Below are 19,606 nucleotides of genomic sequence, written 5' to 3'. Positions count from 1 at the left end.
GCCCCGCCCGGGCCCGCCCCGACGACGACCGCCTCGTAGTGTTCGTGATCGGCCGATCCGGCGGCGTCAACCGCCCCGTCGTCAGTCATCGGCCACCCCCTCCATCGCCGCGACGGAACCACCCTCCTCGATCGCCGCCGTCAGCCGGGGCAACACCTCGAACAGATCGCCCTCGACGAAGTAGTCGGAGAACTCCCGGATGTCGGCCTCGGGGTCCTCGTTTATCGCGACGATCGTGTCGGACTCGTCCATGCCGACCTTGTGCTGGACCGCGCCGGAGATGCCGGCCGCGACGTACACGTCGGGCTCGACGACCTGCCCGGACTCGCCGATCTGTCGCTCCTCGCTCACGTAGTCCACGACGTGGCCCGCGAACTCGTAGGAGGCGGTGATGACGCCCCGCGAGAGCCCGAGGGCGGCGTCGTCGAACGCGTCCACGAGATCTACGCCGAGCTCGATCCCCTCGGTGGGATCGTCGCCGATCCCCCGGCCGAGCGCGACGATCACGTCGTGGCCGGTCAGGTCGACGCCCTCCTCCAGCCGGTCGTACTCCACCACGTCGACCTGGAACCAGTCGTCCGGAACGTCGAGGTCGTGTTCGACGACTTCGCCCTCGCGCTCCGGGTCGGGATCGGGGAGATCGAAGGCCCCGGGGATGACGCTGGCCCCCTGCGGGTGGAAGTCGCGGTGCGGCTTGTCGATACAGAGGATGGTCGAGTACTCGAACCCCGAGAAGTCCGGGCGAGGCATGTGGAGCACGCGCTCGAACTCCTCGCTATCGCCCGCCGTCCCCGTCTTCGCGGGATTGGAGATCATCGCCTCCTCGATGTACAGGTCCGAGCAGTCGGAGGCGAGCCCGGAGTCGAGCTCCGCCTGCACGAGCGCGGAGAGGTCGCGGCCGTTGTGGGTCGCCGGGAACACGGTGTAGCGCGGCTCGTGGTAGTCGCGCCAGTCCGCCTCGAAGTCCCGGCACATCTGTACGAATATCTCCGTGTACGGCTTGTGGCGGAACCGGGAGAGCCGTTCGTCATCGTGGTAGATCGCGCGATCCGCACCGTACGCGATCGCTTCCTCGGCGAGGTCGGCGACGTCGTCTCCGATGAGGACCGCGATCACGTCCTCCTCGTCGCCGTATCGCTCGGCGTAGCCGTCCATCAGCTCGTCGGCCTTGCCGAGGATCTCCTTCGAGGCGTCGACGAGTTCGCCCTGCTGAGTCTCGCAGTACACCCACATGTCGCGGTACGTCTCGCCGGAGACGCCCTCGACGTACGTCTTGTCGGCGGTCGGGTGGTCGAGGTCCGGGTGTTTCTCCTCCGGCGGCACGTACTCGGGCCCGCCCTCGTCGTCCCCCTGCTCGGTTCCCTCGATCGCTTCGATGCGGCTCTCGATCCGCGTGACCGCGCCGTCGCGGTCCTCGCCGTCCCGTTCGCGGTCGAGCAGATCCCGGAGGAGGTCGGGGTCGTCGACCCCGCGAACCATGTTGGCGACCTCCGCGATCGACAGCTCCGCGGGGTCGACCTCGGCGGGATCGACCGCTTCGTCCCCGCTTTCCGCCTCCGATTCCAGCGTCTCGATCCGGCTCTCGATCAGCGTCTGAACCGGGCCGCGGTCGGGCCCCTCGCGCTCCAGTTCGAGCATCTCCGCCAGCTCCTCGAGGTCGTCGACGCCGTTGACTTCCGGACCGAGCTCCGCGATCTCGTGTTCGGTGGGGTCGATGTCGACCACGGTCAGTCACCCCCCGCGAACGGCGCCATCTCGTCCACGACAGCGTCCATCCCGTCGGCGTCGTCCGGCGATACCACTGTCGCCTCGCGCTCCGACGGCTCCTTCGGGATCGGGTCAACGCCGGAGACGATCGTCGGCGACCCGTCGAGCCCGATGAAGTCCGGATCGAGGTTGAGGTCCTCGTGATTCCACGTCGTGAGGTGCTCCTCGTACGACTCTGCGCGGTCGGTCGCCTCCTCTCGGAGGTCCCTGTACCGGAGTCGGTGGTCGGCCTTGCGATAGCTCGGCTCGAACTCCGGGTCGGTGACGACGATCGCTGGGAGGTCGGTCTCGACGGTCTCGACCTCCGCCACGTCGCCCTTGACCAGCCGTTTCGCGCGGAGCGTGCCCGCGTCCGGGTCGACGTCGAGCGCGATCACGTGGGTGACGAGCGAGCGGTCGGGAAGCTCATCGTTCATGTGGTGACACCAAGTCGTCTGCGGCCCGGTGTGGCCCGTCTCCCCGTCGGCCGTTTTAAACCCCGCAACGACCAGATCCGGCACGGGGTCGAGCTTCGAGAGCCCCGTCGCGACGGTGATCGACGTGGCCCAGGTGTCGGCCGCGGCCATCTCCCGGTCGGAGAGGAGATAGAGGTCGTCGGCGTACACCGCTCGCATACCCTCTTGGAGGACCTCCCCGTAGCCCGGCGGCCCCATGCTCATCAGGGAGACCGTCCCCCCGTGGCGTACTTTCTCTTGAAGCGCCGCTCGCAGCGCGACCTTGTCGTTCGGATTCATGACCGTGGGCGTCTTTCCGCGCTCCAGGTGACCGTCCTCGTCGAACGCCACCTTTCCCTCGCGGAAGTCCGGGACGCCTTTGGTCAGCACGACTGTGTGTATAGTTGCCATTCTTCAGCTGTCGATTATCACGATTCCTAATAGTCCTTTGTGTGAGACAATACGTTCGGACGGTCCCGACCGAGAGCGCTCGGTACCGGAAGGGAGCGGCGAGAGAGAAATGACAGCAGAAGTATGAAAGGTGGGAAGCGAGGCGGAACACGCGAGAAAAATAGACGCTGGCGGCCGAACCAGAGGATCAACCGGCGGTGCGGCGGCGACGACGGGGGCCGTCTCAGATGCGACCGGCTCGGCCGGGGTCGACGTCGATCGCGTCGACCGGACACACGTCGACACAGAGCATGCAGTCGATACACTGGTCTTCGTTGGTGGGGTTCGCCTTGATCTCGCTTTCGGAGTGGCCGGGTGTGTCGACCCACTCGAACACGTCGACCGGACAGTCCTCCAGACACGCGCCGTCGGCCAGACAGATGTCGAAGTCGACGGCGACGTGGGTACCGCGGATGCCCAGCTCCTCGGGCTGGTCGACCGGACCCCACACCGCCACGCCGTTCTCCTCACCGGCCTGCTCGCGGGTCTCCTCGAAGTTCGGATCGATGGCCATCTATAGGCGATCCGTCCGTTGCTCAGTATATAAATCCGGCGACAGGACGGGAGACGCCGGTGAACGGTCGAAAACGACGGTTCCCGTTGTCGGTAGCCGGCCGGCGGACGACGGCGGCCGGGGCTCCGATCGGCCTACGAGCGGCCGACTCGAAGCGACTCACGGGTGCGCGTAGTAGGTGACGAGGTCCTCCTCGCCGGTCGGCCCGGACGCCTCGCCGGTCGGTTCGGGGGCGAAGTCGTCGAGGCGGGCGAACCCGACGCGCTCGAACTGAACCACGTCGTCGACGGCGGCGTCTGCGATCGCGGGCTCGGCGAACCCGCGCACGTCGCTCTCGACCGTTCGCATGAGCGTCTCCAAGCTCTCGTCCGCGGGGACCCAGTGAATGACGTCGACGTCGCCCTCGCGGACGACCTCGATATCGTCGCCGACGTACTCGAACGCGTTCCGAGTGTACCGGACACAGCCGAACCCCTTGAGCCAGACGCGGTCGCCGCGCGCTGGGAGATCGGACTCCTCGATCAGGACGCGTCCGGCGGGGACGGTGCGGGTGCCGCGATCCTCGTGGTCGGGATGCAGCGGCGGGTGTCCGGCGTCGGGGCCGCCGACCACGGCGAGCTCGACCGCGGGGTCCTCCTCGCGGTCGCGCACGAGGAAGTACCGGTCCGCGCCGTCGTCGACGAGGTCGCGGTTGTTCGCGTACACCGACGACATCGCCAGGTCGACGTCGGAGGTGGACATCCCCAGCTCCGTCATCGAGTCGACGAGGGCCCGTCCCCGAATGCCGCGGCGGCGCATGGATCGGATCGTCGGCGCGCGCGGGTCGTCCCAGCCGGTCAGCTCGCCGTCCTCGATGAGTTTTTTGATCGTCGACGTGGAGAGCTTCACGTCGTACTCGTCGACTTGGACGTGACCCCAGTGGAGCACCTCGGGGTACGCCCACCCGAAGTAGTCGTAGACGAACCGCTGACGCTTCGCGGAGTCCTGGAGGTCGATACCGCGGATGATGTGGGTGACCCCCGTGAGGTGGTCGTCGACGCCGGACTGGAAGTCGAGCATGGGCCAACAGCGGTAGTCGGCCGCCGCCTCACGCGGGTGCGGCGTGTCGATCATTCGGAACGCGACCCAGTCGCGGAGCGCGGGGTTCTTGTGCTCGATGTCGGTCCGCACGCGGAGGACCATCTCGCCGGCGTCGTACTCGCCCGCGACCATCGCGTCGAACTCCTCGTGGACCGTCTCGCTGTCCTTGTCCCGGTGCGGACACGCCTCGGCGTCGTTTTTGAGCGCGGAGAATGTCTCCCCGGAGCACGAGCAGGTGTACGCGCCGCCGGCGTCGATCAGGTCGCGGGCGTGCTCGTAGTAGGTGTCGAGCCGGTCGGACGCCTTCAGCACGCGGTCGGCCTCGAAACCGAGGTACTCGATGTCCTCCAAGATGGCGCCGTACGCGTCGAGGTCGGGCCGTTTCGTCTCCGGGTCGGTGTCGTCGAACCGGCAGATGAACTCGCCGTCGTACCGCTCCTTGTACGTCCCGATAACCGCGGGCATCCGGGCATGACCGACGTGCCACGGGCCGTTGGGGTTCGGCGCGGCGCGCATCACGACCTCGCCGTCCTCGGCGTTCGGGAGCTCGGGGAGGACGTGCTCGTCCTCCTCGTCGTCCGCCTCAAGCTCCGCGAGCCTGTCGGGCGCGAGCTCGGCGAGCCGCTCGCGGCGCTCGGCCTCGTCCATCCCGGCGACCCGATTCACGACCGGCGCGACGACGCCCGGGATCTCGTCGCCGTGCGGTCGGAAGTCGGGGTTCTCGCCCATTAGCGGGCCCATGATGGCGCCCACGTCCGGGTCGCTACCGTGTTTGAGAGCGTTGAACAGCGCGGCGGCCTCGCCGGCCGCCTCGACGCGCTCGCGGAGTTCGTCGTCCATGCCCCTCGGTTGTCGGGGTCGGCTCAAAAGCGCCGCGGAACAGCCGTCTGTGGGAGGTCACCCACGCGGACGGCGGCCGCACCGCTACGGGGCGAACCGCTCCGCGAGAGCGGAACCAGAGGAACGCCACGCGAGAGCGGGGCCGGAGGGACGGCCACGGATAGCGGATCCGCGGGTAGGGGCATCCCGATCCAGCGCACAGACGGACTTAAACGACCGAGATCGTTTACGGTCGAATACTGCCGGTCCCGGACCGAGACGACGGTGAACGGTCGATACGCTTATCAACTGCAGACAAGATACATGTGCAATTTGCGGCGTCCGGTCATCGCGGTTCGCCGGCTTGATATCGCGTCGCGCCGTGGATAGGGTATGAACACGGGAGCGGCTCGACGCGCCCTCCGACCGACGGAGGGGTCGGCGTGGTAGGGCCCATGTCGGACGCGGAACGCGACGCCGGGAACCGCAAGATCAAGGCCGGCTTCCTCCTGCTCGTTGCCGTCTCGCCGCCGCTCATCGCCCTCCAGTGGAACCCGACGCCGCTGGAGCTGCTCGCCGCCGTCGGCGTCGGGCTCCTGTTGGGACTGCTGCTCGTGTGGTACCTCGGTCGGCTCGCCGACGAGTTCACCGGTGGCGGGCGGCAGCCGGGTCGGCGTCGGTAGGATCACGCCCTCGGGCTCAGTCGTCGTCCGGACGCAGTGGCTCCTCGGCACCGACCGCGACGACCTCGCCCGCGCGGTCGCCGGCGACGGACCGCGACGACGACAGCGGCGAGACGCTCACCTCGCCCTCGACCGCCGCGAGCCGGTCCGACCCCGGGTCGTCGGCGACGTCGCCGCGGAGGAACTCCCGCCAGAAGCGGTCGCGGAGCTCCATCCCCATCTCGCCGCGCCGCTCGCCGAACCCTCGCTCGTCCGGGTGCTCTTCGTCCGGAGACGCTTCGCCCGGCCGGAACTCGATCACGTCGAAGCCGCGCGCGGGCTCCGTCAGCCGGTAGGTCGGGTCGGCGGCCGCCTCGTCGTCCGCGGCCGGCGCGTTGACGTTCAGCACGTCGGCGCCGAACGGGAGGGCCGCCCCCTCGTCGCCCTCGACGCCCTCGACGCGCTCAAGCAGGTCGAGTACCGCCTCGGCCGCGAGCGCGAAGTCGCCGTTGTCGAGGGTCGGCGGCACCGGAAGGTTTCCGCGGTCGTACAGCGAGACGGCGATCGCGGGCGTGCCGAGGAAGGCGGCCTCCATCGCGGCGCCGACCGTCCCTGACTGCCCGAGGATGTGCGCGCCGATGTTCGGCCCGTGGTTACAGCCGGAGACGACGATGTCCGGGTCGAGGTCAAGCGCCACCTCGGCGACGGCGACGCAGTCGGCGGGGGTCCCCTCGACGGCGTAGCCGGCGTCCGTCTCCGTGTACTCCACCGTGGTCTCCCACCACGAGCGGGTGCCGCCGACGCCGGACTGGTTTTGGTTCGGCGCGACGACCGTCACGTCGTGCTCGCGCGAGAGCGCGTCGGAGAGCGCCCGGATTCCGACGGCGTCGATCCCGTCGTCGTTGGTGAGGAGGATCTCGAGAGTCATGGAAGATTCTGCGGCGGGACGGGTGAAAACGTCGCCGGTAGCGGGCGAACGCGGCGGTCGCCGCGGGCGGAGCGACGAGCGATGCGGCGGTCAGTCGGCGGCGACGTGCTGCGTCTCCTCCGCGAGCTCCAGCACCTCGTCGAAGAAGCCGAGCGAGTCGTGCGGACCGGGGTTCGCCTCGGGGTGATACTGGCGGGTGATGACGTCGAGCTCCTCGCTGTCGAGCCCCTCGACGGTGTCGTCGTTGACGTTCACCTGCGTCACCTCCAGCGGACCGGTGTCGTCGACCGTGTAGCCGTGGTTCTGCGTCGTCATCACGACCTTCTCGCTGCGGAGGTCCTTGACGGGCTGGTTGACGCCGCGGTGGCCGAACATCATCTTCTCGGTCGAGCCGCCGAGCGCGCTCGTGATCACCTGCTGGCCGAGACAGATACCGGCCATCGGCAGGTCGCCGGCGAAGGCGTCGACGACCTCCTGGGCGGCGACGAAGTTCTCCGGGTCACCCGGGCCGTTCGAGACGAAGAGGACGTCGGGATCGATCTCGGCGACGTCCTCGGGGGTCGCGTCGTACGGGAGGACGTGGACGTCCGCGCCGCGCTCGGTGAGCGAGGAGATGATCGAACCCTTCGCGCCGCAGTCGAGCATCGCGACGTCGGCGGCGCCGCCGCCCTCGTGGACGGTCGTCTCCGTCACGGAGACCTGCGCGCCGATGTCGACGTGGTCGCTCATCGGCTCGCACGCCTCCATCTCTTCGACCGCGTCCTCGGGGGTCGCGTCCGGCCCGGCGGCGATCCCGCAGGCCATCGCGCCCTCCTCGCGGACGGTGGTGACGATCTCCCGGGTGTCGACGTGGTCGACGGCGGGGATCTCCTCGCCGGCGAGCCACTCGGCGACGTCGTCGGTCAGCTCGCGGGCGATCATCGCGCGCGGCTGAACCGACTCGGACTCGAACCGCTCGGTTCGGACGCCGTAGTTCCCGATCAAGGGGTACGAGAAGGTGAGGATCTGTTCGGCGTAGGAGGGGTCGGTGAGCGACTCCTCGTAGCCGGTGTACGCGGTCGTGAACACCAGTTCGCCGCGGGTGCGCCCCGGCGCACGAGCGCGCGCTTCGAGCACGCGACCGTCGGCCAGCGCGATATAGGCGTCCGACATTACGAGAAACGTACGCGCAAAGGGTAATAAATGCGTCGTTCGTAGTTACGTTACGATATTCGTAACGAGTAAGTCGTCGGAGGGAGTGGTTCGGATATGGACGACCTCGACCGCCGGATCCTCTCGATCCTGCGACGGGACGCGCGAACCCCCTACACGGAGATCGCCGAACGGGTCGGCACCTCGGAGGGAACCGTGCGCAACCGCGTCGACCGCATGACCGAAGAAGGGGTCATCGAGCGGTTCACCGTCACGACCCGCACCGGCAACGTGAAGGCGATGATCGAGATCTCGGTGGAGATGAACGTCGACACCGCCGCAGTCGGTGATCGCATGGTCGAGTGGGAGGAGGTGGACTTCGTCTGGCAGGTGTCCGGCGAGGACGACGTCGTGCTCGTCGTCGACGCCGTCGACACGCGCGCCGTCAACGAACTGATCTCGCAGGCCCGAGAGATGGACGAGGTGAAGTCGACGAAGACGCGGCTGATCCTAGACGAGCGGCTCGGTTGAGAAGCCATCGGCTCGGTTGAGAAGCAATCGGCTCGGTCGGGGCTGCCGCTGGCGATCCGAAAAATAACGAGAGGGCGAGCGCGTCGGCGAGTCCGTCAGTCGGGAAGCGACGGCCGAGACGCGTCTATTCGAGCGTACCCTGGGTGACGAGGGTGTCGTCCTCTAGGTAGTGCTCGAGGTGGTGTCCGTGCTCCTCGACGTCCATGAGGATCTCGCGGAGCTGCTCTTCGGTGTTGTAGTCGCCGAGGTTGTTGGCGAGCTGGATGTGCTCGCGGAGCATCTCCGTGATGTCGCCGAAGATCTCCAGGTCGTTTTCAAGCCCCGTCCGGATGTCGTAGGCGTCGGCGTCCTCCGGGCTCACCGGGGCGTGCTCTTCGTAGTTCGCGCCGCCCGACAGCGGTACGCCACCGAGCGCCTGCGCGCGCTCGGCGAGCACGTCGGCGCCCTCTTCGAGGTCGGCCGCGACCTCGCCGAGGTAGAGGTGGATGTCGTGGAACTCGGCGCCCTCGACGAGCCAGTGGTGCTTTTTCACCTGGTGGTAGAGCACGTACGTCGCCGCGAGGTCGGTGTTGAGCGCGTCGACGAGCTGCTCTGCCTTCTCCTCCGGGACGCGGAGCGCTTCGCTCTCGTGAACGTCTCCGTAGCGTTGGCGGGCCTCTTTCTGTGTACTCATGTCTACCTCTGGATAGGCTCGCAGGGCACTTAACTGTTTTCATGATGATAACCAGAGTTCCAAATGTTGAAAATTATTTTTCAATATTTATCACACCCCTCGGCGAGTTTGCGGGGTGGAAGAGTCCGGTCCGATCGAAGTTCGCCGTCACCTCCCGCTCGCCGCGGCCGTCCATCTCGCCCGCGAAGGGAAACGTCTTAATGGAGTACGCGCGCAGTTCGTGGTATGAGCAACGGCGATGACGACCCGGCCGACGCCTCCGAGGAGGCCGACGCCGCGGACGACGCGGAGGAGGAAGCCGACGCCGGCGAGCCGACGGACGCGGCCGCCACGCCCACGCTTCCCGACGAAGCGACCGAGGAATCCCTGAACGAATACCTCGATGAGATCGCGGCGCTCCTCGACGACGCCGAAACCGAGGCGGACCTCGACGACGTCGACGCGCTCCTCGACGACGCTGAGTCGGGGATCGAGGGAGCTGACCTCCCCGAGCCGGACGAGGAGGACGAAGACGCCGACGACCCGCGTGGGGACCTCGAAGACCGCGTCGCAGAGCTGCGCGGGAACGTCGAGGAGGCGCGCGGTCCCTACGCCGAGGACGTCGTCGACGCGATCGAGAGCGCCGGCGCGACGCTCGAAGAGACCGAGTGGACCGCCGACGGCCGCGACGACGCCGCGGCGGCGGTGACGGCCTTCGTCGAGGCGGCCGAGGAGTCTGTCGCCGTCGACGCGACTCCCGAGAGCGACGACCTCGAGGCCCTCGTCTCCGCGCTCGACGCGGTCGCGGCGGGCGTCGCGGACGCCGACCTCGACCCCGACGACGACGCGGCGACGATCGCCGCCCTCATCGAGGCGACAGACGCGCTCGAGTCCGGGCTCGACGACGCCGAGGAGTGGGACGACCTCGAGACGCACGAACAGCTCCGCGCCGAGGGATACTACGACGTGCTCGGCCACTACAAGGACTTCCCGGTGGAGTGGGCCGCGCTGAAGGAGCACGAGACGCGTGGCAACGTCGACATGGTCCTGCTCGCGCTCGACTCGCTCACGTCGGATTTCATGGAGCGGCATTGTCTCGAAGCGCTCGAACGCATGGGCAAACGCGGGAAGACCGAGGCCTCGGTCGAGGAGCTGCTCGGTCGTGCGGAGAAGCGTAACCAGTTCGCGATCCGTATCCTCGGGAAGATGGCCGCCGAGGAGGCGACGGAGACGCTCGTGGAGTACGTCCCCGAGGGATCGAACCCGCAGCTCCAGAAGGCGACGTTCAAAGCGCTCGGCGAGATCGGTGCGAGCGAGGCGGTTCAGCCGCTCGCGAACGCGCTCGTCGACGACGAAACCGAAGAACTCGTGCGCCCCCGCGCGGCGCGCGCGCTGGGACTCATCGGCGACACTCGCGCGGTCGATCCCCTCGCCGACGTGCTCGCCGACGATGGCTCGGACGACGTGCGCGCCGCGGCCGCCTGGGCGCTCCGCCAGATCGGTACCCGCGACGCCCTCGAAACCGTCGCCGAGTACGCCGACGAGCACTCGTTCCTCGTCTCGACCGAGGGCGAGAAGGCACAGCGCTCCCTTGACGCGGCGTTGACGACCGCCTGACGCCGGCCGCCGTTCGGCCGATGTTTCTTATGCGATGCCGGGGGAAGAGCCTCCGTGTCGCCCGCACCCTCCCGTCCCGCAAAGACTTCGATAGCGAGCGTCACCGCCGTCGCACTCGGGCTGCTCGTCCTGACGATCGCCGCGCCGGTCGCGGCCGCGGGTGACGACGGGGCCGGCTCGGAAGTCGCCGGAACCGACCCGGGAACCGTCGGCGCGCAGTCGAACGACGGGCCGGAGAACCGGACGCTCGTGGCCGAACAGCCGCGAATCCTCGAACTGTTTCCGAACCCGACGGCGACGGAGAACCGCGGTGAGTACCTCGTCGTCCGGCTCCCCGAGCGCGGGAACTGGTCGCTTTCGGACGGCTACTACGAGGCTGAGATCCCGGCGAACGCGAGCGGCGTCGTCGCGCTCTCGATGGACCCCGCGAACGCGACGGCGCTGCTCGACGACGAGACCGCGGTCGGCGTCCACGGCGCCCACGATGGCGGCGCCGGAACGCCCGAACTCCGCGCGCTCGACGGCTACTTCCCGCTCTCGGCGTCCGGCGACCGGATTGAGCTCCGGCGGAACGGGACGGCGGTCGCCGTGGTCAGCTACGACCGCGCGCCCGAAGGACACCGCTGGCGCGCGGACTGGGGCGAGTGGCGACCGCGGGGCTACGACCCGCGGCAAGCGGCCCGAACGACGAACGCGACCGTGCGGCCGTTCGTGCTGCCGGACACTCCGAGCGCGCCGGTCGAGCCGCTGCGCGGGGCCGACGACCGCCTGCTGCTCGCCGGCTACACGCTGAGTTCCGAGCGCGTCGCCGACCTGCTCGTCGCCGCCGCCGATCGCGGCGTCGAGGTTCGCGTGCTTGTCGAGGGGTCACCGGTCGGCGGGTTCTCCGCGCGGAGCGCCCGACTCGTAGACCGGGTTGCCGCCGCCGGCGTCGAGGTGCGCGTCCTCGACGGCGAGCCGGAGCGGTTCCGCTTTCACCACGCGAAGTACGCCGTCGCCGACGACCGTGCAGTCGTTCTCACCGAGAATTGGAAGCCGTCCGGTACCGGCGGCCGGACGAACCGCGGGTGGGGCGTCGTGACGGGCGGACCACCGAGCGAAGCGGACGCCGAGACGACCGCCGACGACCTCGCCGCCCTGTTCCGCGCGGACGCCACGGCGGCCGACGCCCGATCGTGGGAGGCGTTTCGCACGGACACCGAGTTCCACGACGGGGGCACGGCGAACGGGAGCTACCCGACGCGTTTCGAGCCGCCCGCGTCGACGACGGCGGACGTCGAACTCCTGACGGCGCCCGGCAACGGCGCCGACCGACTGGTCACGCGGATCGACGCCGCCGACGAGCGCGTGCTGGCGCTGGTCCCGCGAACCGGTGGTCCGGACAACCGGATCGTCCGCGCGCTCCGGCGGGCCGCCGAGCGCGGCGTCGACGTCCACCTGCTGCTGTCGAACGCGTGGTACGACCGGGAGGCGAACCGCGCGCTCGTCGAGGCGCTCGCGGACGAGCCGATCGAGGTCGGCGTCGCGGAGCCGCGCGGGCGGTACGGGAAGGTCCACGCGAAGGGCGTCGTCGTCGACGACACGGCGGTCGTCGGGAGCCTCAACTGGAACGCGGGCTCGGCGACGGAGAACCGAGAGGTGTTGCTCGCGGTCGAGGACGAGGGAGTCGCCGACTTCTACGCTCGCGCGTACGCGGCCGACTGGCGCGGGGGCGGGATCCATCTGCCGGTCGGATTCGCGGGCGGACTCGGAATCGCGATCGCGGGCGCCGTCGTCGTCGCTCGCAGAGAAGTGTCGTTCGCGTGAGGGGCGGGCGAAAAATCGCGGATCCGAGACGTTCAGTCGTCGAGCGCGGCCGTCGACGAGAGCGCCTCGTCGATCTCCGCCTCGGCCATCTTCTCGACGAGGGTTTCGATGACCGCGCTCCGGCGGCCCTTCACGAACTTGATCGAGCCGACGACGAGGTGACCGCCGCCGGAGACGCCCGCCTCCGGCAGCTCTTGATTCAGCTCGGTCACCATGTTCGGGATGTCGAGGCGGACCCCGTCGGATCGGAGCACGCAGAAGTCCGGCCCGTAGCCGATCGTGATGACGGGATCGCCCGTCTCCCTGACGCGCGTGTCGTGGAGCTCGCCGGTCGTCTTCCCGGGCGCCGGGTAGGTGAACCGATGGGCGTACTCGTCGAGGTCGATCCGGTAGAGGTGCGCGCCGGAGGCGAGTCGCTCGTGCTCGACGTGATCGTCGAGCGCGTCGAGCTGCCGGTCGACGTCGCGCTCGGCGCGCTCGGAGAGGAACTCGACGAGCTCTTCGTGGCGCTCCTCGTCATCGCAACCGACGTTCAGGGCGTCGTTGACGAGCGTCTTCCCCTCGGAGTAGCGCAGCCAGTGGGCGGCGTAGTCGAGCGCCTCGCCGATGTCGAGCAGGTCGGACTCGTCGTAGCCGGCGTCCGCGGCGAGCGCGACGTAGTCGTCCATCGCTTCCGCCTTCGAGCGGTCGGAGAGCCCGGCGACCGCGGGGACGTGTTCGAGCTCCTCGGAGATCGACGGGTCGATCAGCCGGGCGAGTTCGACGCACATCATCCCCGTGGTGACCCGGTAGTCCTCGCCGTGGAGGTACGGGTTGACGTGGGCGTCGAGCAGCGGCTCGACCGCCTCGGGGTCGGGGTGGTGGTGGTCGACGACCGAAATGGGGATGTCGTAGTGCGCGAGGTTCTCGTAGGCGGGGACGTCCTCCTCGGTCGACCCGTTGTCGAGCATCAGGAGGAAGGGGAGCTTCTGGCCGTGGCGGGCGCGCCCTTCTAAGGCGAAGTTCAGGTCGCGAGTGACGTCCTCCATCTCGTAGTACGGCGCCTTGCTCGGGAGCCGCTTGAACAGGTGGCGCGCCGCGTCGGGGTCCTCGTGCACGTCGCGGACGAAGCCCTCCAGGGCGAGCTGTACCGGGATCGCCGCGCACATCCCGTCGCCGTCGGCGTGGTGACGGACGCGGATCGGGCGTCCGGAGAGTACGGTCCGGCGAAGGAGTCGGGCCAGCTCGCGGAGGTCCTCGTGGATCGGCTCGAACGCCTCCCACTCGACGAGGGGATCGACGTCGGCGGGCGCGGCGCGCTCGTCGAGCGCGGCCTCGAACCGCTCGCGGGCCTCCGCGGCGCGCTCGTCGGGGAGTCGCCGCAGCGAGTCGACTTCCAGCTGGAGGGCGTTCGCGCGGGTCTCGACGGTTCCGCTGACGTGGACCATGTCACCGACCGCGACCTCGGGATACGCGCGGACGCCGGCCGCCTCGAAGGCGGCACAGGAGACGACGCCGGAGGCGTCGGCGACGGCGAAGATCGTCGGGCCGCCGGTCTGTTTCGCCTGCACGACCTCGCCCTCGACGGTGACCTCGTCGCCCGGCGAAAGCCCGCGGACGCGGGAGACGGTCGGCTCGTGGGCGACCGTCTCGGTGCGGTAGTCGTCGGGATTCTCGTCGTCGAACGCGACGTCGCCGTTCTCCTTCACCTCGGTCAGCCGGACGACGAGTCGGTCGCCGACCGCGTAGTTGCCGTCGATGTTCGACTCGTGGACGAGCCCGCTCAGGGCGTCGGAGACGTCGACGAAGACGCCGTAGTCGACGACCCCGTTAACCTCGGCGTGATACAGCGCGTCGACCTCGGCGTCCTCGAGGGTGCAGTCGGGTGCCAGATCGTAGACGGTCGGCCGGTCGTCGGCCGCCCCCTGCGCCGCGTCGGCGTCGGGTTCGGGGCTCGAATCGCCCCGCGTGCCGGAATCCCCGGCGTAGTTCTCGCTCATAGACGTTCTTCGGGAACGGCCGATGTTAAGCCTGTTCTCTCGCGTCTCCCCCGGTTTCGACGCGCAAGTCGACATCGCTGTATCGCCCGCGACGCAGACCGCGGCGCGCGCCCGCCGTCGGCCGGTCCGGAACCCATATGGGGCGACGGCGCCTTCGCTCGGGTATGCGACTGTTCCGCTCGGACGAGCTCCTCGGGATCGCCCGAGAGACGATGGAGTTCGTCCTCGAGGCGAGCGAGGAGACCCACCCCAACGAGTACATGGGGTTCCTCCGCGCGGACGACGCCCGGAAGCTTGACGTCGACCGGGAGGGACAGGTGATCACCGACGTGCTCGTCATTCCGGGCACGACGTCGAATCCCACGAGCGCGAGCGTGCGCTCGCACATGAAGCCGAACGACATGCGCGCGGTCGGGTCGGTCCACTCGCATCCGAACGGGGCGCTCCGACCGAGCGCGGCCGACCTCGCGACGTTCGGACAGGGACGGGTCCACATCATCGTCGGCGCCCCCTACGGGTGGGGCGACTGGAAGGCGTTCGACAACGAGGGGAACCAGACGACCCTCGACGTGCTCGACGTCGAGGTGCCCGACGAGCACTTCTTCGATTTCACGCAGGAGGACATCGACAGCGAACTCAGCGAGGAGCGCCGCGGCGACGGCGGCTTCCTCTCGTGGTTCCGATGACGCGGGTCGTCGCGCAGGGGACGTTCGACCTGCTTCACCCCGGTCACGTCCACTACCTCGAGGACGCGGCGACGTACGGCGACGAACTCCACGCCATCGTCGCCCGTAGCGACAACGTCACACACAAGCCCGATCCGATCCTCTGTGCCCGCCAGCGGCGCGACATGGTCGCCGCGCTCGACGCGGTCGACGAGGCCCATCTCGGCGATCCGGAGGACGTGTTCGTCCCCATCGAGCGGCTCGACCCGGACGTGATCGTGCTGGGCTTCGACCAGCACCACGACGAGGCGGGGATCGCCGAGGCGCTCGCGGCCCGCGACATCGACTGCCGCGTCGAGCGGGCGTCGGGGCGAGAGCCGCAGTACGAAGACGAACTGCTCTCCAGCGGCGACATCGTCGACCGCGTCCTCCGGCGACGCGGGGCGTCCGGCGAGGTCGATGGCGGCTCGCGCGAGGTCGACGACGCCGCGTCCGGCGATGCCGGCAAGCGGCGATAGCTTCGTCACGCCGGCCGCGTCCGACGCGGATCCGCCGAAGCGCGGGACATATATGGATCCGTTCCCAAGCCGGTGTAAGTGACGATACCCGATCGATTTCCCGCGGTTCTCGCGGCGACGGCGATGGGCGTGTACCTCCTGCTCGTCGTCGGCGCCACGACCTCGCTCACCGAGGCGGCGGCCGCCTGCTCGGGCTGGCCGCTCTGCGGCGGGGGCGCCGCGCTCCCCGCCGAGACCGCCGGCTGGATAGCGCTCGGTCACCGCGCGATCGCCGCCGTCGTCGGCGTCCTCGTGGCCCTCTCGGTCGCCCTCGCGTGGCGCGACGGGGCGAGCCGGCGGGTCCGGGCCGCGCTCGTGGTCGCGGTCCTACTGTTTCCGGCGCAGTCCGCGGTCGGCGCGCTCGTCGCCGTCGGCGAGCTCCCCGCCTCGCTGGGCGCTACTCACCTCCTGCTTGGTGTGGCCATCTTCGGCGCCGTGCTCGCCGCCCTCGCGTGGTGGCTGGAAGCCGAGACCGGTGTCCCGGACGACGCCCCCGTCGACTTCCAAGCGGGGACGGACGACCTCCCGCCGGTCGACGAGGCACCCGAGCCCGCGACCCTGACGGGGACGGTGCCCCGGTTGAAGGCGACCGCGGCCGCCTACGTCCGGCTGATGAAGCCCCGTCTGATGTGGCTGCTCTGCCTCGTCGCCGCCGCGGCGATGGCGCTCGCCGGCGGACAGGGGTTCACCCCGTACGTCGTGGCCGCGACGCTCGCCGGCGGCGCGCTCTCGATCGGCGCGTCGGGGACGTTCAACCACGTCTTCGAGCGCGACATCGACAAGCGGATGCAGCGGACCAACGACCGCCCGCTGGCGACCGACCTCGTGCCGGTGCGCAACGCGCTCGCGTTCGGCCTGCTGCTGACGGCCGCCTCCCTCGGGCTCTTCTGGTCGGTGAACCCGCTGACCGCGGGCCTCGGGCTGGTCGCGATCCTGTTCTACAGCGTCGTCTACACGCTCGTGTTGAAGCCGAACACGGTGCAAAACACCGTCATCGGTGGCGCGGCGGGCGCCCTCCCGGCGCTCATCGGCTGGGCGGCGGTGACCGGCGAGGTCGGCGGTGGCGGGCTGCTGCTCGCCCTCGTCATCTTCCTGTGGACGCCGGCGCACTTCTACAACCTCGCGCTGGCGTACAAGGACGACTACGAGCGCGGCGGCTTCCCGATGATGCCCGTCGTCCGCGGGGAGACGGCGACGCGCCGCCACATCGTCTGGTACTTGGGCGCGACGCTCGTCGCCGCGGTCGCGCTCGCGGTGGTCGCCGAGCCGCTCGGTGCGCTCTACGCCGCCGTCGGCGTCGCGCTGGGCGCGGTGTTCCTGTGGATGGTCGTCCGGCTCCACTACGAGCAGACGGAGGCCGCGGCGTTCCGCGCGTTCCACGCGTCGAACGCCTACCTCGGTCTCCTGCTGTTCGCCGTCGTGTTCGACGCGCTCGTCGTCTGAGCGCGGCCGGCGACGAGAGAGCGGAGATATCGAATGTGAGAACTAGATGGAGGTGGATTATAAAGCTCTGCGAAGAAGTTACAGCAGTTGAATGGACACCACGCCGAACGCAGCCGTTCGCTCGCTGTGGCCCGTTTGGGGCCTCAGCGTCGCATTCCTCTTCTCGCTAGTCACGGAAGTCGCGGCAGTCTCCTTCGGAATGGTTTCTACCCCCGCCGGCTACTGGGTGGGGCTTTATTCATCAATACTGATAATTATCGGCGTCGGGTACGTCATCTACTGGATCCCACGGTCCGATCTCTCGGTCGCCCGGTTCCAGCGGCTCAATCGGTGGTGGTTCGCCGGCGCCTCTGGATTCCTCTTCGTCAATATCGGATTCATGGCGACGCTACCGACGGAGTCAACGTTTCAGGTGTTCGGTTGGGCCCGCTGGGCGATCAGTTTCGGGGGCGGAGTCGGACTGCTCATCGGGCTGTTCGAAGCGAAGGCGATCGAACGCGAGGTCGCGGCGGAGCGGAGTCGGATCCGACAGGACGAACTCCGTCGCGAGCGTGACCGGCTCGAGGAGTTCGCGAGCGTCGTCTCACACGACCTCCGGAATCCACTCAGCGTCGTCCGCGGTCGGGTCGACCTCGCCAGGCGAGTGCACCCCGAGGACGAACACCTGGAGGCGGTCGATCCCGCCCTCGACCGGAGGGACGAGATAATCGAGGAGACGCTCACGCTCGCCCGCGAGGGGAAGAGCGTCGACGACATCGGCGACGTCGACATCGCTGAGTGCGCGCGCGAGTGCTGGTCTCGTGTGGACACGGCGGACGCGACGCTTCGCGTGGACGGATCGGCGACGGTGCAGGCGGACCGCGACCGGCTGTCGCACGTCTTCGAGAACCTTTTTCGGAACAGCGTGGAACACGGACCCACGAGCGGCCGGGCGGCCGGCGACGCGGTCGAGGACGGCGGCCGCGACGTGACCGTTCGGGTGGGAACGCTCGGCGAGACCGACGGCTTCTTCCTCGAGGACGACGGCGCCGGGATCCCGGCGGATCAGGTCGACCGAGTGTGCGAGACGGGATTCACGTCGTCCCCTGATGGAACCGGATTCGGTCTGGCGATCGTCGACCGGATCGTCGATGCTCACGGGTGGGAGTTGCGGATCACCGAGGGGGACCGCGGCGGCGCGCGGTTTGAGATCGGTGACGTCGATCGGTGACGTCGATCGGTCGGCGTCGGGCGACGGATGCCCGAGCCGGTGCGGCGTGACGCCCGACGTGAGACGGCCGACGCTCGGCGTGTTTTAACTCCGTTCGACGCGAAGCCGGGAACAGATGACCCGAGTCGAGATCGAATACTGCGTGCCGTGCGGCATGTTGAACCGCGCTCAGGACGTTTCGGCGGCGCTGCTCAGGCAGTTCGGCGAGGAGCTCGACGAGGTCGCTTTGGTAACGGGCGACGACGGCGTGTTCGTCGTCCGGGCGGACGGCGATGTCGTCTTCGACAAGACCGAAGACGGGTACGACGTCAACGCCATCGTGCGGGCCGTCAGGCCGTACGTCGGCGCCGCCACGTGACGCCGGTCAGCGCCGCCGCGCGACGCCGACCTACTCGTCTTTATACACGGCCCGGGCGGAGTTCGTCACCACGAGGATACTGCTGGTCGCCATCGCGAGCGCGGCGAGCAGCGGGTTGAGCGCGCCCGAGATCGCCATCGGAATCGCCGCCGCGTTGTAGACGAACGCCCAGCCGAGGTTCTGTCTGAGTCGGCGGTTCGTCCCGCGCGTGACCGCGAACAGCTCCGGGATCGCGGAGAGGCGGTCCTCTAAGAGGACGGCGTCGGCGGCGTCGGCCGCCAGGTCCGTCCCGCTCGCGATCGAGACGCCGAGGTCGGCCGCGGCGAGCGCGGGCGCGTCGTTGCTCCCGTCGCCGACCATGGCGACGCGCTCGGTCGCCGCGAGCCGCCGCACGGTCTCGGCCTTCGCCTCCGGCGGGACCTCCGCGAACACCTCGTCCACGGCCGGGTGGTCCTCGAACCGCCGGGCGGCGGCGGGCGAGTCGCCGGTGAGCACAACGACGCGTCGCCCGCTCTCGGCGAGATCGATGACGACTTCCTCCCACCCGTCGCGGACCTCGTCGCCGACGACGAGGACGCCGACGACTGACCCTTCCCAACCGACGAAGACGGGAACGCGGCCCTCGTCGCGAGCCGTCTGGCCGGCCGCCTCCAGCGACGCCGGCACGGTCCAGTCCCCCCCGTCGAACAGCGACCGGTGACCGACGACGACCGCGTCGCCGTCGATCCGGCCCGTGACGCCCCGGTCCGAGACCGTCACGTCGGTCGCCGACGGACTCGCTCCGGTGTCGTCGCCGGACGCGTCGACCGCTCGGGGGTCTTCGGGTCCGGTTTCGGTCCTCACGCCCCCGTCGGTCGCCGCCCTCGCGGCGGCGGTCGCGTCGTCGCGTGCGGAACCCCCGCCGTCGCCCGCGACGGCGTCGACGATCGCCTCGGCGATCGGGTGGACCGAGGCGCGCTCGACCGCCGCCGCCCGACGGCGCACCTCGTCGGGCGACGCGCCG

General features: G+C 69.4%; 18 protein-coding genes. 9 read left to right on the top strand and 9 right to left on the bottom strand.

Annotated features, from left to right (window positions below; genetic code table 11):
• Window positions 1-81: 81 nt before the first annotated feature.
• From OQF71_RS08835 to OQF71_RS08820, 4 genes are all read right to left on the bottom strand, one after another.
• Entirely contained in the window at window positions 82-1,725 is a 1,644-nt protein-coding gene (locus OQF71_RS08835; RefSeq protein ID WP_280587134.1) for an electron transfer flavoprotein subunit alpha/FixB family protein, read from the bottom strand.
• Window positions 1,726-1,727: 2 nt separating this feature from the next.
• Entirely contained in the window at window positions 1,728-2,603 is an 876-nt protein-coding gene (locus OQF71_RS08830; protein WP_345781995.1) for an electron transfer flavoprotein subunit beta/FixA family protein, read from the bottom strand.
• A 232-nt stretch (window positions 2,604-2,835) separates the two neighbouring features.
• Complete coding sequence (locus OQF71_RS08825; RefSeq protein WP_280587130.1) at window positions 2,836-3,165, bottom strand: ferredoxin family protein; 330 nt, start codon at window positions 3,163-3,165, stop codon at window positions 2,836-2,838.
• A gap of 159 nt (window positions 3,166-3,324) precedes the next feature.
• Entirely contained in the window at window positions 3,325-5,085 is a 1,761-nt protein-coding gene (locus OQF71_RS08820) for a glutamate--tRNA ligase (RefSeq protein WP_280587128.1), read from the bottom strand.
• A 434-nt stretch (window positions 5,086-5,519) separates the two neighbouring features.
• Here OQF71_RS08820 and OQF71_RS08815 point away from each other — a divergent pair, with 434 nt between their 5' ends.
• Window positions 5,520-5,747 carry a hypothetical protein gene (locus OQF71_RS08815; RefSeq protein WP_280587126.1) on the top strand — a complete coding sequence of 76 codons (228 nt, stop codon included), beginning with the start codon at window positions 5,520-5,522 and terminating at the stop codon, window positions 5,745-5,747.
• 16 nt (window positions 5,748-5,763) lie between these two features.
• Here OQF71_RS08815 and surE read toward each other — a convergent pair whose 3' ends face one another.
• Both surE and carA read right to left on the bottom strand, forming a co-directional pair.
• Window positions 5,764-6,654 (bottom strand): 5'/3'-nucleotidase SurE, encoded by an 891-nt coding sequence (gene surE, locus OQF71_RS08810; protein ID WP_280587125.1) that lies wholly within the window; start codon window positions 6,652-6,654, stop codon window positions 5,764-5,766.
• 90 nt (window positions 6,655-6,744) lie between these two features.
• Window positions 6,745-7,806 carry a glutamine-hydrolyzing carbamoyl-phosphate synthase small subunit gene (gene carA, locus OQF71_RS08805; RefSeq protein WP_280587124.1) on the bottom strand — a complete coding sequence of 354 codons (1,062 nt, stop codon included), beginning with the start codon at window positions 7,804-7,806 and terminating at the stop codon, window positions 6,745-6,747.
• Window positions 7,807-7,902: 96 nt separating this feature from the next.
• On the opposite strand from carA, the gene OQF71_RS08800 reads away from it, so the two are divergent.
• Window positions 7,903-8,316, top strand: coding sequence for an Lrp/AsnC family transcriptional regulator (locus tag OQF71_RS08800; protein WP_280587123.1), 414 nt, complete (start codon window positions 7,903-7,905; stop codon window positions 8,314-8,316).
• Between the two features lie 124 nt (window positions 8,317-8,440).
• Here OQF71_RS08800 and dpsA read toward each other — a convergent pair whose 3' ends face one another.
• Window positions 8,441-8,989, bottom strand: coding sequence for a DNA starvation/stationary phase protection protein DpsA (gene dpsA, locus OQF71_RS08795; RefSeq protein WP_280587122.1), 549 nt, complete (start codon window positions 8,987-8,989; stop codon window positions 8,441-8,443).
• A 225-nt stretch (window positions 8,990-9,214) separates the two neighbouring features.
• Here dpsA and OQF71_RS08790 point away from each other — a divergent pair, with 225 nt between their 5' ends.
• Together OQF71_RS08790 and OQF71_RS08785 are read left to right on the top strand one after the other, a co-directional pair.
• The gene (locus tag OQF71_RS08790) at window positions 9,215-10,585 is read left to right on the top strand and encodes a HEAT repeat domain-containing protein (protein WP_280587121.1); all 1,371 of its coding nucleotides are present in this window, start codon (window positions 9,215-9,217) and stop codon (window positions 10,583-10,585) included.
• 54 nt (window positions 10,586-10,639) lie between these two features.
• Complete coding sequence (locus tag OQF71_RS08785) at window positions 10,640-12,391, top strand: phospholipase D-like domain-containing protein (protein ID WP_280587120.1); 1,752 nt, start codon at window positions 10,640-10,642, stop codon at window positions 12,389-12,391.
• A gap of 32 nt (window positions 12,392-12,423) precedes the next feature.
• Here the strand turns inward: OQF71_RS08785 and OQF71_RS08780 are convergent, their stop codons facing one another.
• Window positions 12,424-14,370: an OB-fold nucleic acid binding domain-containing protein gene (locus OQF71_RS08780; RefSeq protein ID WP_280587119.1), complete on the bottom strand. Its 1,947-nt coding sequence runs from the start codon at window positions 14,368-14,370 to the stop codon at window positions 12,424-12,426.
• Between the two features lie 164 nt (window positions 14,371-14,534).
• Between OQF71_RS08780 and OQF71_RS08775 the strand changes: the two genes are divergently transcribed.
• From OQF71_RS08775 to OQF71_RS08755, 5 genes are all read left to right on the top strand, one after another.
• Window positions 14,535-15,056 carry a Mov34/MPN/PAD-1 family protein gene (locus OQF71_RS08775; RefSeq protein ID WP_280587117.1) on the top strand — a complete coding sequence of 174 codons (522 nt, stop codon included), beginning with the start codon at window positions 14,535-14,537 and terminating at the stop codon, window positions 15,054-15,056.
• Window positions 15,053-15,553, top strand: coding sequence for an FAD synthase (locus OQF71_RS08770; protein WP_280587115.1), 501 nt, complete (start codon window positions 15,053-15,055; stop codon window positions 15,551-15,553). Before OQF71_RS08775 ends, OQF71_RS08770 begins: the two co-directional genes overlap by 4 nt.
• A gap of 78 nt (window positions 15,554-15,631) precedes the next feature.
• A complete protein-coding gene (locus tag OQF71_RS08765) occupies window positions 15,632-17,035 on the top strand; it encodes a heme o synthase (RefSeq protein ID WP_280587113.1) in 1,404 nt (467 codons plus the stop codon).
• A 91-nt stretch (window positions 17,036-17,126) separates the two neighbouring features.
• Window positions 17,127-18,245, top strand: a complete 1,119-nt coding sequence (locus tag OQF71_RS08760; protein ID WP_280587112.1) for a HAMP domain-containing sensor histidine kinase — start codon at window positions 17,127-17,129, stop codon at window positions 18,243-18,245.
• A 115-nt stretch (window positions 18,246-18,360) separates the two neighbouring features.
• Entirely contained in the window at window positions 18,361-18,603 is a 243-nt protein-coding gene (locus OQF71_RS08755; RefSeq protein ID WP_280587111.1) for an Rdx family protein, read from the top strand.
• Window positions 18,604-18,633: 30 nt separating this feature from the next.
• Here OQF71_RS08755 and OQF71_RS08750 read toward each other — a convergent pair.
• The coding region (locus OQF71_RS08750) for an HAD-IC family P-type ATPase (RefSeq protein ID WP_280587110.1) at window positions 18,634-19,606 on the bottom strand (973 nt) is incomplete at its 5' end.

The organism is Halorubrum sp. Boch-26 (genome assembly GCF_029889805.1).
In the GTDB taxonomy this organism is placed as follows: domain Archaea; phylum Halobacteriota; class Halobacteria; order Halobacteriales; family Haloferacaceae; genus Halorubrum.
Note: the sequence above shows the minus strand (reverse complement) of the source record. Positions and strands in the feature narration are given on the sequence as shown.